Below are 16,594 nucleotides of genomic sequence, written 5' to 3'. Positions count from 1 at the left end.
TCAGTTTTTATTATATCTTAAAGCTGACAAGCCCGTAATCCATTACAAAAACCTGTCCTGAAATAGAAGAAGCGCTGTCTGAAATCAGATAATCAGCCATTTGGGCCACTTCACGGGCCTGAAGGTAATTTTTCATGGGATGGCGCTCTTTGATGGACTCTTTTATTTTGTCGTTTCTTAAAATAGAGGCAGAAAGCGGTGTCTGGGTAATGGTCGGCGCTACGGCATTAATGCGGACCTGGCCGGCAAGCTCTGCCCCAAGGGATCTCACAAGGCCTTCGACGGCTGCTTTAGATGCTGCAATGCTGGCATGAAAGGGCATGCCGAGTTTTACGGCCACAGTGCTGAACAGCACTATGGACGGGTCAGCTCCCTTTTTTAGGATTGGGAGATATTTCTGGATTACTCTCACGGCCCCCATTACATTTATTTCAAAATCATTTCTGAAATCATCAGCATGCAGACTCTGGAAAGGCCTAAGGCTGATCGACCCCGGGCAGTATATAAGAGAATCGATCTGCTGTATATCAGGCAGCGGATCTTTGAGAATATCGGCGCAATGATGGATAAGATTGCCGTGCGATGTGTCAGGGGGTGTGCGGCTTATGTTAAAAACGCAGCTGTTTTTTAGTTTTTCCTCCAAAAGGGCCCTTCCAATCCCTGTGCTGGCTACTATGATCAGAATTTTTTTCATACCGGGTGGTTTACTCTTTTATCTAAAATGATATAAGCCTAAAGAATTTACTATTTTGCGCTTTATCGGTCTTTGAGGTTAAATTGGGAATAGCAGTAGTAAAGATACAATTTTGTTTAATGTTAATTGATATTTGTTAAACAAATTTTCTCGGTTTCTGCCTTCCTGCCAGCCTGGAACTGATTTGAATCTTATTGCAGCAATGCCATTGGCCAGTGCTGTTTTCCGGACGGCAATTTTACTTACATAATAAAACAGCGGGCAATATTATTTTATAAACAAGCTTTTTTTTATGTTTTTTTTAAGAAACGTTTAGTTTTAAAAATCGTTTCTTTAATTTACAAGAAGAAATCATACAGCCCTGCTGATTGGACAGAACTGTTCAATCAATGCTCGGATCTGTGGTGTATGGATTTGGAGAAACAGGCTGAGGCATTTAGATTTATCAGTTCGATTTTAACTTAATACAACCTATAGAATGTCTGGAGAAATAAATGAAAACATAAAAAGCATAAGAGAACTCAAAAACTATACTCAGGAATATATGGCCTTCAGGCTGGGCATTACCCAGGCAGGCTACAGTAAGATGGAAAGGAACGGCAGCAGGATCAGCTTTGAGAAATTAGAGGAAATAGCAGTCATATTTGAAATGGATCTGAAAAGGATCATCAATTTTGGCAGCACCCTTAATTTTAAAAGTGCCCTGCAGAATCCGCCGCATGCTTTAACCGTTTCAGGGCTTTTAAATGCTGAATACCTCTACAGGGATAAAATCAGATTATTGGAAAAACTGCTCGATATCACAGACAGGGAGCTGAAAACCTACAAGGATAAATTTGGCTGTCTTTAAGTTTTTTTGGTCAGAGCTGATTTTAGAGGTAATCTATCTGCCGGCAGATATGGTTTTTCAGCAGTGTTCGTTTGTCGATAAATCGGACAGGGCTGCTTTATTTGCAGTGCTTAATTTTTAGATGCCGATGAGCAGTCAGTCTGGCTCGTAATTTAATGCAATATTTAGTCCGTTTTACTGGAATGCGGCAGAGCGTTTGAAAAAACAGCGGATGAGGAATTTAATTCAGCGGGTATAGTATGTATATTAAGGCCTTATGATTATATAGAAACATTTATTTGGAAGATTATGTTTTTATGGACAGCCGTCTTATTGCATGATAAGGCGGTTTTTTTTCTTCAAAATTCAGATTCTAGATCTGCATCAACGGGGTAACGGTTCAGCAATAATAAAGAGTATGCAAATTTTTAAAGAGCGATTCTTTTGCAAAAAAAAATAATGCCGTCTCATTTTGAAACGGCATTATCTGCTTAATGTTTTCCATGGCCTTTTTGATGATCATGGTGCGGACCGTGTTTTGCTCTGCCAGGCCCCGTCCTGTTTGTAATAGCTCGATACCAGATTAGCTTCCCCGTGCACATCCGGTTTTCCTTCTGCCCTTATCTTATCGGATAATATTACGTTTAAGGCCGATAATGATATTGTTTATAGTATTATGTCCGCCTTATTTACCGATGATAGTTAACATGAGAAAAACTTTAGGGTCTGGGTTTTGATATTATAGAAAAGATTCACGTTTATAAAATAAATTAAGCCGCAGCTGGAGATCGGGGGCTCACTGCCTGCCTTGAGAACTTCAGATTGAAGCTGTAAAAGTTTTGAAATTTTATTTTTTTTTATCTGTCTTTATTTTGGATTTTAAAATTTAAAAAAGAAAGCAGGTATTCTTAACCTTTCCCAGCTTGAACGGGAAAAGATTTTTTTTTTGCTGATTAATGGAAGGTAAAATACTTTGAGGCTTTTTGTAAATCGATGAATCCTGCTGACTGCCATTAAAGATGCTGCGGCATTTGGCAGGGCTCATGCCCTGAATGGAGCGGCCAGGACCCCGCCTGGGGCTGGAAATCTATCCCTTGTACTTATTTTATGTAAGCTTTTAATCTGTTGCCCTTATAGATCACATCCTTTTTTTTAAGTATTTTCCTACGTATCTTAGATTATTTTTTACATAATTCCCATATTTTAGGTGGAAATTATGTAAATTTTTTAAATGGATTTGTTTTAAGCGTTCAGAAAATCTAACTTTCAGTTTTATTAACCAGAGAACCGGTATAATCCGATTCTTTACTGATTTTCATACGACTATAGTGAAACCGGCGCGGATTTTAGATTATAGTCTTATGCCAGCCTGACAAACTTTAGATCATGCCTGAAAATGAAAATTCCAAAAAGATCATCTGCCTTACAGACAACGACCAGGATGACCGGATGCTGCTCCATGAAGCGCTCCTGTCCTTAGAGGGGAGTTTTGAAATCATTGAGCTCAGCAGCGCCGGGCAGCTTTTGGACCATTTGGAAGCAAAGCCCCTGAGCATCCCCGATTATATCTTTCTGGACCTGCTGATGCCGGGAATGGACGGTTTTGAGTGTCTGGAGAAACTCAGAAGCGGGCCTTTGGAACGCAGGAAAACAAAGGTCATCATATATTCCTTCCAGAGCGGCAGTGAGAGCATGCAGAGGGCCTTTGATCTGGGGGCGGATTTTTACGCCGTAAAGCCGGCCCGCTACAGCAGCCTTAAGGATCTATCCCGGTTGATCATAGGGTCCCGCTGGGAGGATCTTGGACCGGGGCAGCGGATATTCAATGCCCGTTGAAAGAGTTGAAAGAAAAGCAGCATCTGCCGCCAAAAGAAAGCAGAGCAGACCGCTTTATGTGCCGTAAGCGCTTTGTAGATAGTGCTTTAAAAGGTCTGCTGCATAATTCCTTATGGGGGATGCACGGAATTGGAATTTTGAAAAATATAAATTAATTGCTATAAACCCTGCTGCTTGAAACAGCGTTAAATTGCTGTATGATAACAGCCTGACTACTTTATGGAAAGAACTTTACAGATTTTAAAGGATGCGGTGGAGAATACGCACCTGCCCATCGGGGTCTATACAGGAGAGGAACTGAGAATAGAGGTGGCTAACCCGGCGATGATAAACACGCTGGGCAAAGGGGGAGACGTGATCGGCAGGACCTATTTTGAGGTGGTGCCCGAAATTGAAAAGCAGCATATTTTTCACGAGGCGCTCCAGGCCTATAGAACAGGCGTCCCGTTTCATGCAAGGGACAAAAGGGTGGATCTTATAATGGATGGAGAAGAGAATACTTTTTACTTCAATTACAGTTTCATTCCCCTTTTCGATGCCAAGGGAAAGGTATACGGGGTGATGAACACCGGTATGGATGTCACAGAGCTTCACCTGGCCCGCGAACAGGCCCAGAGCGCGTCGGAGCAGCTCCGAATGGCTGTGGAGTCTTCAGGCATGGGAACCTATGAGATTGATCTTCTAACGGGAAATATTACAACCTCGGGAAATTTCCGCTCGATCTGGAATATTCAGGGGACTGTTACAAACGATGCCATTATATCCAGACTCCACCCCGAGGACATTCCGGTCAGGGAGGAGGCGCACCGCCAGGCCGAGCATACCGGTGTGATCAGCTATCAGGCGCGCATCATAAATGAGGACCAGAGCGTGCGCTGGACCAGCATTACCGGCAAGATACTCCGGGATGAAACCGGTGCGGCAGTTAAAATCACAGGGATAATAGAGGATATCGGATGCCGCAAGGCCCTTGAGCAGCAGCTGAGGGAGGAGGCACAGAGAAGCAATGAGGAACTGCGCCGCTCCAATGAGGAGCTGCTTCATTTTGCCAATCTGGTCAGCCATGACCTTAAAGAGCCGGTGCGCAAGATCAAAACCTTTATCAGCCGTCTCAGGGACAGCGTGCAGGATGGTTTCTCTGAAAAACAGGCATTCTACCTCGATAAGATAGACCATACCGCCCAGCGCATGGGCAATGTCATAGAGGGGATCCTGGCCTATTCGGGGGCCGATAAGAAAAAGCGTCCCGTGGAGGCCGTGGGGCTCAATGAGGTTCTGGAGCAGGTAAAGGGTGATCTGGAGCTTGCCATTGAAGAAAAAGATGCAGTTCTAATCATTGCAGAACTCCCTGAAATAGAAGGTTCCAAGGCGCTGCTCCAGCAGCTTTTCTATAATCTGGTTCATAACGCACTTAAATTCTCAAGATCAGAAGAGCCGCCAAGAATTATAATAGCCGGGGAGATTACCGAATTTGAACAGCGTCCTTGGGTAAGGATCCGTATCCAGGACAACGGAATCGGAATAGAAAAAGGCTTTACAGAGCGGGTCTTCAAGGCCTTTGAGCGCCTTCATTCCAAGGACCAGTATGAGGGCAGCGGGCTGGGGCTTTCCCTGTGCCGGAAAATCACAGAAAGGCACGGGGGAAACATAACGGTATCACCCAATACCCCCGTGGGATCTGTTTTCACGGTAATGCTTCCCTTAAAACAGGCCCAGAGCACCATCTAGCGCCGAGACAGCGTCCCGGTGATAATTTTAACAGCATTTAAGTTGTAACAAACATGTTAAAACCTTATATTTGGATAAAGAACAGCAGCGGCTTATGACAGGATATGAAAAAGACAATACGGCTCAGGGTAAGTAAAAACACTGCGCCATCAGCCAATACCAGCATCATAAAATTAAAGGGAAGCCTGATTTCAAAGGGATACACCCAGATTATCCATATAGATGACCTGGACGAGGAATTCCATATCAATACTTTTGAAATTGCTGGTGAAAAGTCTGATGAAGTGCGCAGCTATATAGAGTCATTTATCTCCGGGGAGCAGCTTTTGGAAACTATAACAATAACTTAATAAACTAACTAATTTAACAGCCAGGTTTTAGGCGCATGCCTTGAAATGCCTGCCTTCGGGCAGGCATTCTTACAGATGGCGGCATCGGGGAGAATCCCTCCCGGCTTTTTTTGGCGGCGGGCACTAAACTCGTCATTTTTGGACTAAAGTGTCTATACTGCAGCTAATTAATGCCCAAGGAATATAATCCGATTATCTGCTGATCCCCGCTCCTGGCAGCTTAGGGTCTTTACATTCTTGTTTTCTGTAACTGCGAAAAAAAAGAATTACATGAAGAGGGAGCATTGCGCGAAAATTATTTATATGGACGATGATGATGAGGATGACAGGATGCTGTTTTCTGATGCCATGCAGGAGCTCGAGCTGGACGTTGAACTAAAGCAGGCGCCCGACGGGCTGAGGCTTCTCGATATGCTGGCTGAGGGAGTAAAGCTGCTTCCCGAGATTGTATTTCTGGACATCAATATCCCCAGCATAAGCGGTCTGGAATGCCTTGAGGAAATAAAAAATGCAGAAGGGGCCCTCAGCAGTGTGAAAGTGGTCATGCTCTCCACCAGCGGCACACCTGAGAACATAGAAATGTCCTATGGTCTTGGGGCTGACCTTTATGCCTTGAAGCCCAGCTCTTTCCAGGGGCTCAAAGAGCTGCTGTATGATGTCATGACCCGGGAGTGGGATATTAAGTAAAGTAAATCTTTACATATTATACAGGTAATGCAAATATAAAAAAAGGCCTTTCACTTAGTGGTGAAGCGCTGTTTTTTTATCTGCTTGAATCAAGCCTGAAGCGGTAATTTTTTATTGAAGTTTTTTTAGGAGCTTATCCCGCCATTCGCTGCACACGAGCGACAGCGAACTGACGAAGTAATCTATGAGGCCGGAACCTCCTCCCCATAGGATTTCCGCTTTTTTCGGGGCTGATAAGAATAGGATTTTACTATTGTTCGCTGTATCAGGCAAAATTTTTTTATCAATTCGGACTTTCAGCAAAAAAAAAACATTTTTCTCAAAAAAATAAGCAATCAAAAAAATGCTTTAAAATTTCAAAGCCTGTAAAATTATTGATTAACGGTTTTTTTTCATTTTTCAAAACAATATCAGAGTTTATGTGAATAGTTTGACTTAATGGCCATAATTTATGCATAGGCATTTCAATGCTTATGCCCAAGATTCAATAAGGAATGTACTTTAAAATCAGCATGCGTATCCGGGGAGAGAGCAAATCATTTTGAAATTGCACTGTCTCGGATTAAATTTTGCTGCATGTGATTATGATTTTGCCATTAAAAGCATACTGCTTAAAGACTGGCTTTAAAGCTGATCGCATCAGGACTTAACCATTAATGGATTGAAAGAGCCTATGGATACTGTTTTAAGCTGTAAATAAAAAAAGCATACGACCCGCGGCGTATGCTTTGAGATTAAAATCTTTGGGGCATAAGTTAAATTTTAGTCTGATAGACAGATTTTCCGTTTAATGAAACTTCAACCAGCCCGGTGCTTTCTGTAAATGTTGTTCTTAAAACGCTTCCTTTAAAAAGGGAAACATCTCCGTAAACTTTTCCCGTTTCATCGGTAGCATACTCGAACAATAATTTTTTGTTGTCCGGTTCGATTCCCAGTTTATAGCTTGAAAACTTTGTTCCCTTTAAATCAAATGACTGCTGGGAATCGATAATTTTATCATCCGCATAGAAATTTGTAACTGATTTGCTAAGGGTAATGTCCGGATAATATTTATTTACTTTTTCAAGCAGGGAATACTGCGAAGCATTAGCCTCTTCTAGTTTAGATGTAATGGTCTGGGCAGATGAAAGGACTGTAAAAATAAGAGCTAGAAGTAAAGTGATTCTTTTCATAATTTAAATTTAATGGTTAGAGTTTTTAAAACATTTCTAAAACGTCATAATACCAATTTTTTGCATCAAATGTGGTATTAGTTCTATGAAGGTACTAAATATTTAGGCCTGCCAAAAATAAAAAGCAAAGTTTTAAGGAAAAAATTATAGAAATATATGCTTTACGGCATGCTTTGCCCATTCTTGGAGTAATGGAGTTTTCGGTCCTGAAAAAGGCAGGAGGGCCCAGGGGGCATTCTGGGAGAGCACCCCGCTTGGAAAGGCTGTTTTTTTATTTCACACTTTTTCATATCTGCCGCCTGTCAATGCTGCAGTGCGCTTCATTTTAATGTGAAAGGCAGAGTCAGGGGTTTTATTTGTTTTGGCCTCCGTTTGATTTTAAGCCTGGCTCATTGCAGCGGGCGGCACCGTTAATTGTTATGCTGTTTTAATTGTTATTTTATTTTGTTGGAGATCTTCCCGCTGTGCGCTGCAATGTTTTGCTTCGAAGCCGGGCGCTTAAGGATTTCCGCTCCACACGAGCGAAGCGAACTGGCGAAGCAATCGGGGCCGGGCCAAAATGTATTATAATCGATAATATATTTTTTTAAATAGCTTGTTATAAAAGCAATGGAAGAGACAGAACCATGCATTTCTCGAGTTTGGGCTTGATGAATAGCTGTGCATGGATACTGATGACCGATGCCTCAAATAATAAGGAGATTGGGACAGGCGTATAAATGGAAACTCTCAAAAACGGTTTCCAGCAGCTGTTAATTTCTTAGCTCCATATGCAGAGTCGGATAAGGTTTTCCAGAGGAATCCAATTCCGAACGGCTTGCTGTTTCAAATCCACGTTTTTTGTAAAACCCTACTGCCTAGTGGTTTTGCTCATTTACATCAACTTTTTTAACATTCATTTTTTCAATTGAAAAATTCAATAATGCTTTTCCAACTTGTCTGACTCTGTAGTACGGATCAATGAATAACATTTCTAAATTTTGGTCTGCCGCTCCAAGCAAACCAATTATTCTGCCATCCTAATTTCTTGCACACTTCAATTCAACAGCATCTAGATATGTATTTAATACAAGCAGTTTAAAATATTCAATATCTTCTTCTTTCAAAAAGTGATGTGTTGCCGCAACAGAAGCTTCCCAAATATTGGCAAGCTCATTATACTCGGTTCTTTTTGTATTGTCTATTTGGTATTTCATGTTATTTTAATTTTTACTAGTATCCAAATGTAAGAAACATTGGCTCATCAAACAATACTGTTGGTATGCCCGTGTTAGTTTCTGCCCGGCCTGCTGATGCTGCTATTGTCTGTAAGCTCATTTAAACAGACCAGGTCCAGATCGCAGAGCAGCAGCAGGGACTCCATTATACGGGCCTGGCACTGGGTCTGCGGGGAAAAACTTTCACATTCCGCCCGGGTTTTTTCACAAGATGTGCAGATATAGGCGCACAGCTCCTCAAAAGGCACAGTGCGGTGCTGGTTTTTCACAAGGCAGTTATAAACCGCTGCATGCAGGGAGCTTAAATCGGCATTCATATTACAGGTTTGTGTAAATCTACGCAATTCAGGAGATAAGATAGATCATTTTACTTTAATTAATGCCTTCTGCACCAGCCATTCGGGGCTGATTTTTCAGCGTCTGCCGGTAAAATTCATTTTTATTGTCTCCCTGTACCTATAGGGTGTGAATCCGGTCTGCTGCCTAAAGAAACGCTCAAAATGGCTTGTGTTTTTAAAGCCCAGTTCAGAGGCGGTAAAGGCAATGGACCTTGATGTGTCAAAAAGTTTGAGCCTGGCTATCCATGAAAGCTCTGAGTATATTAGGTATTCAGCCGATAGGCCGGTCTGATTGAAGATCAGCTCTTCCAAATATTCAAGGTCCATGCCGAGTTTTTCCGCAAGACAGCATGCCGAGGGAATCCCCGGCGCAGCATTGTGTCCGCAGCTGTAGTAATCCCTGATGAGATTTTTCAGCACGCGGGCCATATCAAGGTCTGTTTGGCTTTTGTCTCTATGCATCTCAAATTTTTTTCATTTTTTATCCGGCACCCCATAGCCTGTTTATATTCAAATGTTTAGTAATTCAAAGGTTTGGACGCAGGTTATAAAGGCGGGGGCCTGCTTGATTTGCCGATTATCGAGTCTGGCTTTGATTTTGCGCTCCCTTCGGGTTTTCCCTTATATGCTTATAAAAATCCTTCAGGCGCCAGAATGCCGGGCACCTCTCAAGGGGGCCTTTGTAATTGGTTATGGCCCGGTAGCAGCTTTAGGGAAAAGCTCTGAATCGGTTATTTTCGCACACGGCTTCCATTGCACCTCTTTTGGAGGCGGGAAGGTTTCAAAATATCGTTTAATCTCCTCGGGTGTCATAGGATAAAATTAGCGAAAAAATGAAAACCGGTCAAGGGATAGGGATGCCTGGCGGATGTTTTTTTGCTGTTTTGTTTTGTGTTTTTATTGCAGGCTTTTTTATTCTCTGCCTGCTGCCAATTCGGCGGAGGGCCTCATTTTTTTAAGATCCAGAATCAGGGTTTTATTTTTGATGCCCTCTTGGTATTAAGCCGGGCAGGGCTGATGCGCTTATTTGCTGCCGGCATTGTTTTTTAAAGCCTGGTGCTTTTGCGTCGTTAATTTTATTATGCTGTTTTAATTTTAGTTTTAATTTTTAGGAGCTTTATCCCGCTATGCGCTGCAATCTTCTGCGCCCAGCCTCGGCGCAGAAGGATTTCCGCTTCTATCGGGGCTAGGATATGATACCCTCTATTTCGAAATTGGCAATTTTATTTACCGGCAGACAGCAATAAAAAAATAGGATATTTATGAGCTATAATTTCTCCTTCATTCTGAAGTTTTGAATTCTGTTTATATTGAATATCTTTTTTTTTTTAGCTAGTCCTGCTATATGTTCCAGACTTTTCTGCCAAAGCCCTCATAAGAGTCTTTACAATGCTGTCGGGGTAAAAAGACCAATAGGGGCAGCTGCTGCTTGTGAAATTGAGCCTGCTGTTATGTCTCATAAACAGATTTATAAATAAATTTAGCCTCAACTATTGGTCTTAGTATCCTTTTGAGTAATCAAATGATTATATTATGGTTAAAATTAAAAAAAAACACCCTAAAAATGAACATTGTTCAAAAAAAATACATACATTTGCAATGAAAATTATACTTATGAGTGTAGCAGACAGAAAAGCGAGAGAAAAAGAAGCCTTGAAAGCCTTGATTTTAAAAGGAGCAAAAAAGCTTTTTTTAGAGAAAGGAATAGAGCAGACCACCATTAGAAATATAGCTGATGAAATTGATTACAGTGTAGGGACAGTATATGTTTATTTTAAAGATAAAAATGCTATTCTGCATGATTTGCATTGTATTGGATTCCAGGAATTAGGCAGTTGTTTTAAGGGATTGTTCACTGTAGAAGACCCAATGGAACGACTTCGAAAAATGGGATCTACATACATCAAATTCGCTCTTGAAAATCAGGAAATGTATGACTTGATGTTCAATGTTAAAGCACCTATGGAATTTTTGGAGAACTCCAATAATGAAGAATGGAATGAAGGAGTGGTAACGTTTGGACATGTTAAAAAAACAATAGAGGAATGCATAGATCAAGGGCATTTTAAAGGCCACAATATGGAACCTCTTTCGTTTATGATTTGGAGTTTAGTCCATGGAATGTGTTGTCTGGAAATCCGTCATAGAACTAGAGGTGTAAAATTCACAAATCCAGATACTATTCTATATGATGGTTATAATGAATATTTAAAGATGATAGATAAATTATAATTTTTTTTTGCCCAAAAAAATGAACACTGTTCAAATAACAAACAATGTAATAAAATGAAAAAAACACTAATTCTAATTGCAGTTTTACTTGGGTATCATGGATATTCCCAAAATAAATTAGACGGCTACATCGAGACCGGATTAAAAAATAATGAGATCATCAGGCAGCATAACTTTGACATTAACAAAAGCATGTATGCCTTGAAAGAAGCACATTCACTTTTTTACCCCAGCGTTTCCCTAAATGCCAGCTACACGAAAGCTGACGGCGGAAGAACAATAGATATTCCTATCGGCGATATGCTCAATCCGGTGTACAGCACATTAAACCAGCTGACTAATTCTAATGCTTTTCCGGCTTTGCAAAATCAGTCAGTTCTCATAAATCCTAATAATTTTTATGATGCCAGAATTCACACTACAATGCCATTGCTGAATTTTGAAATCATTTACAACAAGAGAATTAAAAAGCAGCAAAATTCCCTGCAGATCATAGAACTGGAGATTTACAAAAGAGAGCTGGTTAAGGAAATAAAAATTGCCTACTACAAATACCTCCAGTCAATAGAGGGAATTAAAATTTACGAGCAGGCTTTAAAACTGGTTAAAGAAAATCAGAGAGTGAACCAATCCCTGTTTAAAAATGAAAAAATAAACCGCACGGCAGTCCTGCGCAGTGATAATGAGGTAATCCGCATAGAAGCAAATCTGGAAACTGCAAAACAGGCCAGCAATAATGCAAAGTCCTATTTCAATTTCCTGATCAATCAGAAATTGGATGCCGAAATAGAAACTGATTATCAAAATGAGCTGCTGCCTGCTGCCATGGTCAGTGAGAATACCCAGAATAGGGAAGAACTTGCAAAACTTGGTCTGGTTAAAGAGCTTAACGGCAATGTAAGCAAGCTGACAGAATCGTATTGGTTTCCAAAATTAAGTGCTTTTGCTGATTTTGGTTTTCAGGATTTTGATTTTGAAGTAAATAAGGACTCCCGCTATTATTTCGCAGGAGCGGGGTTAGAATGGAATATTTTTTCGGGCAGCAAAAATAAATTCAAACTCAAACAGGCAGAAGAAGATACTCAAAAAATAAATTCCCAGATTGACAATGTAAAACAGCAGCTGCTGCTTCAGTTTCAGGTTACACAAAACAATTTGAAATCAGCTTTGGAACAATTCAATGCCGATAAAAACCAAAAAGAGTCTGCCAGGAAATATAATGAGGATATAACCAAATTATACAAAGAAGGGCAGGCCATCTACATTGAACTTCTGGATGCTCAGAATCAATGGGTAAATGCCCAGCTCAATACTAATATAGCACTTTATAATTCGTGGATAGCTTTTGCAGAATTAGAAAGAGCCAATGCAACTTTTAGCTTAAACCAATAAAAATTAAGATCATGAATAAATCAATAATTATTTCCCTATTTGTATTACCTCTTTTTTACGCCTGCAAAGAAGAAAAAAAAGAACACACAGCTTTTGAAACCGCAGATGTCATTTCCATTAAAACTGCAGCTGCCGAATCTCTGGCGCTTACTAAAAATATAATCGCATCAGGATTGGTAACCACAGAAAATCAAGGCAATTACTCGTTCAAAATTGGCGGAGTGGTTACCCATATTTTTGTTGAAGAAGGACAGTTTTTCAAAAAAGGACAGCTTCTGGCCGCTTTAGATGCAACCGAAATCGGTTCAGGCCTGAATCAATCCGATCTGAATGTTAAGAAATACGAGCGTGATTATACAAGGGCTTTAAACCTGTATAAAGACAGCGTATATACTTTAGAACAGCTTCAAAACACAAAAACGGCTCTTGACATTGCCAAAAAACAGAAAGATGCCGTTGCTTTTAATGCCCGTTATTCAAAAATTTATGCTGCGGCCGATGGTTTTGTGACTTCAAAAATTGCCAACGCAGGTGAAGTTGTAGGGGCAGGATCTCCAATTCTGGCAATAAACGAAACCCGCCAAAACAGCAATTATCTGCTAAAAGTCGGCTTGACAGACCAAGAATGGGCCGCTGTAAAAATAGGTCAAAAAGCGACTGTTACCCTTGACGGCTATCCTGACGAAAGCTTTGAGGCCTCTGTTTTTAGAAAGTCGCAGGCGGCAGATGCTGCATTGGGTTTGTTTCAGGTAGAACTAAAACTGAATATGAAAAACAGCAAACCAGCGGTAGGGATGTTTGGAAAGGCAGAGATTAAAGCTGATAAAGCGGAAGATTTTATCGTAATTCCGTATAACTCACTTATTGAAGCCGACGGTAACAAAGCTTTTGTATTTGTCGTAGAAAACAACAAGGTAAAACGCCAGCCTATTACGATTACTAAATTCGACAATGACAAGGTGTTAGTAAAGGACGGACTTCAAAAAACAGACCAGATAGTGATTTCCAACAGTGCTTATCTGAACGAACAATCAACTATCAAAATCATTAAATAATCTTATACCATGAAGATAACAAACTTTTCCGTTAAGAATTATCAGTTCACACTGATTCTAGCTCTATTAGTTGCTGTGGTAGGGGTTCTTACCTTATTCACAATGCCAAGATCGGAAGATCCTTCAACACATCCGCCGCAATATCTGATTACCGTTATTTATCCCGGTACGAGTCCAAAAGATATGGAAGAACAGGTCGTAAAACCTATTGAAAATAAGATTTACGGATTGGAAAATATCGAAAAAATACTAACAACGGTAGAAGATGGTGTAGCCGCTTTTCAGGTAAAATTCAAATACGGAGTGGATATTGATAATAAATATCAGGAAATATCTACCGAAATGAATGCCCTTAAAAACAGCGGACTTCCGAAAGATATTTATCAGATAAAAACCGAAAAAAACTCGTCTTCTGATGTAAAAATTCTTCAGGTAGCCTTGGTTTCCGAAAATGCATCCGACAAAAAAATGCGCGATGAAGCAGATAAACTAAAAGCAAAAATTGAAAAAATAACCAATCTTAAAGAAGTGAATTACTCGGGAATTCCAGAACAGGAAATCCGGGTGGATTTGAATTTGGAAAAATTGGCACAATTAAAAATTCCATTAAACGTAGTGATGGGAAGTCTGCAAAGTGAAGCTGCCGATATTCCCGGCGGAAGCATTGATTTGGGTACCAAAGTATTCAACGTGAAAACAAGCGGCAAATTCAAAAATGCAGCTGATGTTGCCAATACGGTGGTTTACAATGCCAACGGAAAAATCATCTATATGAAAGATGTAGCCGAAGTAAACTATAAATCTGAAGTTGTAAATCATATCACCAGAATTAACGGCCACCGATGCGTTTTGGTTACTGCCGGAATGAAAGACAATGTAAACATCAGCGATGTTCAAAAAGAATATTTGCCGCTAATAGAGGCATTTTCTAAAGAGCTTCCTGATAACATCAAACTAATAAAAAACTTTGACCAGGCCGATATGGTATCAAGCCGTTTAGGCCATTTGGGTTTTGATTTTGGTTTAGCTATTCTTTTGGTTGTTATTACCTTGGTGCCGCTAGGAGGGAGAGCCTCTCTAATTGTAATGATATCCATCCCTTTATCATTGGCTTTAGGGTTAATTGCAATGAATGCTTTGGGATATTCTTTAAACCAGTTAAGTATTGTGGGGCTGGTAGTAGCTTTAGGATTGCTCGTTGACGACAGTATTGTGGTGGTAGAAAATATTGAACGCTGGCTGCGTGAAGGACATTCTAAAATGGATGCCGTTTTAAAAGGAACAAAACAGATAGGTATTGCTGTTGTAGGTACTACCGCTACTTTGGTTATAGCCTTTATTCCATTGGCTTTTCTTCCGGATATGGCAGGTGAGTTTCTCCGAAGTCTGCCTATGGCGGTTATCACCAGTGTATTGGCCTCTATGATTGTAGCGCTGACATTGGTTCCGTTTTTGGGAAGCCGATTTTTAAAAACGCACGATCACGCTGAAGGAAATATCTTTCTTCAATATTTACAAAAGTTTCTTACACGAGCGTACAGAGATATTATGCCAAAAGCATTGAAATTTCCAAAAACGACTATTGCCATTTCTTTGTTTTTAAGTGTTATAGCGTTTGCATTGTTTTCGGCAGCCGGATTTAAATTGTTCCCAACTTCAGAAAAACCGATGTTTTTAATCAACATCAAAATGCCTCTTCAAGCTAATATTTCTGAAAGTGACAGGGTAACAAAACTGGTGGAAAAAGAATTGAAAAACCACAAAGAAATTATGTATTTCACTTCAAATGTGGGACACGGAAACCCTCAGATTTACTACAACGTGCATCCTCAGGACAGAAAATCTGATTTTGCCCAGATTTTCGTGCAATTGGATGATGAAGCAAAACCTTCGGATAAAACTAGTCTTATACAAGAATTGCGCGAAAAATTTAAAACGATGCCTTATGCTAAAGTAGAGGTAAAAGATTTTGAACAAGGACCGCCATTAGAAGCCAATATCGTAGTGCGATTATTTGGCGAGGACCAGGCGGTTTTACGTAAGCTATCTTCTCAGGTAGAAGCTATCTTGAGAAATCAGGAAGGTACAGTTTACATCAACAACGAGTTGAATACCTATAAAACTGATGTCAAAATAAAGATTAATAAAGAAAAAGCGAGAACCTTAGGCGTACTGACCAGTGAGGTTGATAAAGTAATTCGACTGGCTGTTGCCGGTTTAACAGTTGGAGATTATATAGATGACCGTGGAGATGCAAGAAACGTAACCATTACTTTACCAAGGGATAAGTTTTCTAATCTTAATGCACTGAAAAATTTATATGTAAACAATGTTCAGGGAACACCGATTGCATTGAATCAAATTGCAGTAATATCTTTTGAAACAGCACCAACGGCCATAAACCACTTTAATAAATCTCCCTTTTCAAAAGTCAGTGCCATGACAAAAGATGGTTATTTAGCAAATGACCTGCTGGTAGATATTATACCAAAATTGGATAAACTTGAAATGCCAAAAGGGTATTATTACAAACTATCGGGAGAAAAAGAATCAGAAGGGGATGCTTTGGGAGGTAATTTTCTTTCTGTAATTATTTTGAGTACTTTCTTATTTATTGCTGTTCTACTGCTTCAATTTAAAACATTTAAAGGGATTATTATTGTTATGTCCATCATTCCATTAGGTATTTTAGGAGGTGTATTATTTTTAATAGCATCAGGAAATCCAATGTCATTGGTTTCTATAATCGGTTTTATTGGACTCTCTGGAATTCAGGTCAAAAACTCCCTTCTTCTGGTCGATTTTACCAATCAATTGCGACAAGAAGGAAAGTCTATTGACCAAGCGATTGCTATTGCAGGTGAAACCCGTTTTCTTCCGGTAGTCTTGACATCCGTTACCGCAATCTGCGGTTTGATCCCCCTGGCGGTGAATCCCAATCCCCAGATATCTCCATTGGCGATTGTACTGATTGGAGGGCTTATAAGTTCAACAATTCTGGCCAGAATTGTAACACCGGTAATGTATAAACTGATTCCGCCAGATTTAGAAAAACTATAATTAA

14 protein-coding genes are annotated in these 16,594 nt (G+C 40.1%); 9 read left to right on the top strand and 5 right to left on the bottom strand.

The window, feature by feature from the left end; translation table 11 throughout:
- Positions 1-10: 10 nt before the first annotated feature.
- The gene (locus tag EG814_RS09055; protein ID WP_125721076.1) at positions 11-694 is read right to left on the bottom strand and encodes an SDR family NAD(P)-dependent oxidoreductase; all 684 of its coding nucleotides are present in this window, start codon (positions 692-694) and stop codon (positions 11-13) included.
- A 478-nt stretch (positions 695-1,172) separates the two neighbouring features.
- Between EG814_RS09055 and EG814_RS09050 the strand changes: the two genes are divergently transcribed.
- The 5 genes from EG814_RS09050 to EG814_RS09030 all read left to right on the top strand — a co-directional run bounded on the left by EG814_RS09050 (position 1,173) and on the right by EG814_RS09030 (position 6,124).
- Positions 1,173-1,544 (top strand): helix-turn-helix domain-containing protein, encoded by a 372-nt coding sequence (locus EG814_RS09050; RefSeq protein ID WP_125721074.1) that lies wholly within the window; start codon positions 1,173-1,175, stop codon positions 1,542-1,544.
- Positions 1,545-2,909: 1,365 nt separating this feature from the next.
- Positions 2,910-3,359, top strand: a complete 450-nt coding sequence (locus EG814_RS09045) for a response regulator (protein ID WP_125721072.1) — start codon at positions 2,910-2,912, stop codon at positions 3,357-3,359.
- A 219-nt stretch (positions 3,360-3,578) separates the two neighbouring features.
- A complete protein-coding gene (locus EG814_RS09040; protein ID WP_125721070.1) occupies positions 3,579-5,087 on the top strand; it encodes a PAS domain-containing sensor histidine kinase in 1,509 nt (502 codons plus the stop codon).
- A gap of 104 nt (positions 5,088-5,191) precedes the next feature.
- Positions 5,192-5,437 (top strand): hypothetical protein, encoded by a 246-nt coding sequence (locus tag EG814_RS09035; protein WP_125721068.1) that lies wholly within the window; start codon positions 5,192-5,194, stop codon positions 5,435-5,437.
- Between the two features lie 270 nt (positions 5,438-5,707).
- Positions 5,708-6,124 (top strand): response regulator, encoded by a 417-nt coding sequence (locus EG814_RS09030; RefSeq protein WP_125721066.1) that lies wholly within the window; start codon positions 5,708-5,710, stop codon positions 6,122-6,124.
- A 755-nt stretch (positions 6,125-6,879) separates the two neighbouring features.
- Here the strand turns inward: EG814_RS09030 and EG814_RS09025 are convergent.
- The 4 genes from EG814_RS09025 to EG814_RS21345 all read right to left on the bottom strand — a co-directional run bounded on the left by EG814_RS09025 (position 6,880) and on the right by EG814_RS21345 (position 9,664).
- On the bottom strand, positions 6,880-7,296 hold the full coding sequence (locus EG814_RS09025) for a hypothetical protein (RefSeq protein WP_125721063.1): 417 nt from the start codon (positions 7,294-7,296) through the stop codon (positions 6,880-6,882).
- A 1,019-nt stretch (positions 7,297-8,315) separates the two neighbouring features.
- The gene (locus tag EG814_RS21185) at positions 8,316-8,492 is read right to left on the bottom strand and encodes a GNAT family protein (protein ID WP_235830939.1); all 177 of its coding nucleotides are present in this window, start codon (positions 8,490-8,492) and stop codon (positions 8,316-8,318) included.
- Between the two features lie 434 nt (positions 8,493-8,926).
- The gene (locus EG814_RS09015; RefSeq protein ID WP_125721061.1) at positions 8,927-9,313 is read right to left on the bottom strand and encodes a helix-turn-helix domain-containing protein; all 387 of its coding nucleotides are present in this window, start codon (positions 9,311-9,313) and stop codon (positions 8,927-8,929) included.
- A 228-nt stretch (positions 9,314-9,541) separates the two neighbouring features.
- On the bottom strand, positions 9,542-9,664 hold the full coding sequence (locus EG814_RS21345) for a DUF6965 family protein (protein WP_394343508.1): 123 nt from the start codon (positions 9,662-9,664) through the stop codon (positions 9,542-9,544).
- 720 nt (positions 9,665-10,384) lie between these two features.
- Between EG814_RS21345 and EG814_RS09005 the strand changes: the two genes are divergently transcribed.
- Genes EG814_RS09005 through EG814_RS08990 form a run of 4 tightly spaced genes read left to right on the top strand, consistent with a single transcriptional unit; the run spans position 10,385 to position 16,590 of the window.
- On the top strand, positions 10,385-11,083 hold the full coding sequence (locus tag EG814_RS09005) for a TetR/AcrR family transcriptional regulator (protein ID WP_235830938.1): 699 nt from the start codon (positions 10,385-10,387) through the stop codon (positions 11,081-11,083).
- Positions 11,084-11,137: 54 nt separating this feature from the next.
- Entirely contained in the window at positions 11,138-12,475 is a 1,338-nt protein-coding gene (locus tag EG814_RS09000) for a TolC family protein (protein ID WP_125721059.1), read from the top strand.
- Positions 12,476-12,486: 11 nt separating this feature from the next.
- Positions 12,487-13,530, top strand: a complete 1,044-nt coding sequence (locus tag EG814_RS08995) for an efflux RND transporter periplasmic adaptor subunit (RefSeq protein WP_125721057.1) — start codon at positions 12,487-12,489, stop codon at positions 13,528-13,530.
- 9 nt (positions 13,531-13,539) lie between these two features.
- Positions 13,540-16,590 (top strand): efflux RND transporter permease subunit, encoded by a 3,051-nt coding sequence (locus tag EG814_RS08990; RefSeq protein ID WP_125721055.1) that lies wholly within the window; start codon positions 13,540-13,542, stop codon positions 16,588-16,590.
- The last annotated feature ends 4 nt before the right edge of the window (positions 16,591-16,594 follow it).

Origin of the sequence: Flavobacterium ustbae (assembly GCF_003946915.1) — a bacterium.
In the GTDB taxonomy this organism is placed as follows: Bacteria; Bacteroidota; Bacteroidia; order Flavobacteriales; family Flavobacteriaceae; genus Flavobacterium; species Flavobacterium ustbae.
Note: the sequence above shows the minus strand (reverse complement) of the source record. Positions and strands in the feature narration are given on the sequence as shown.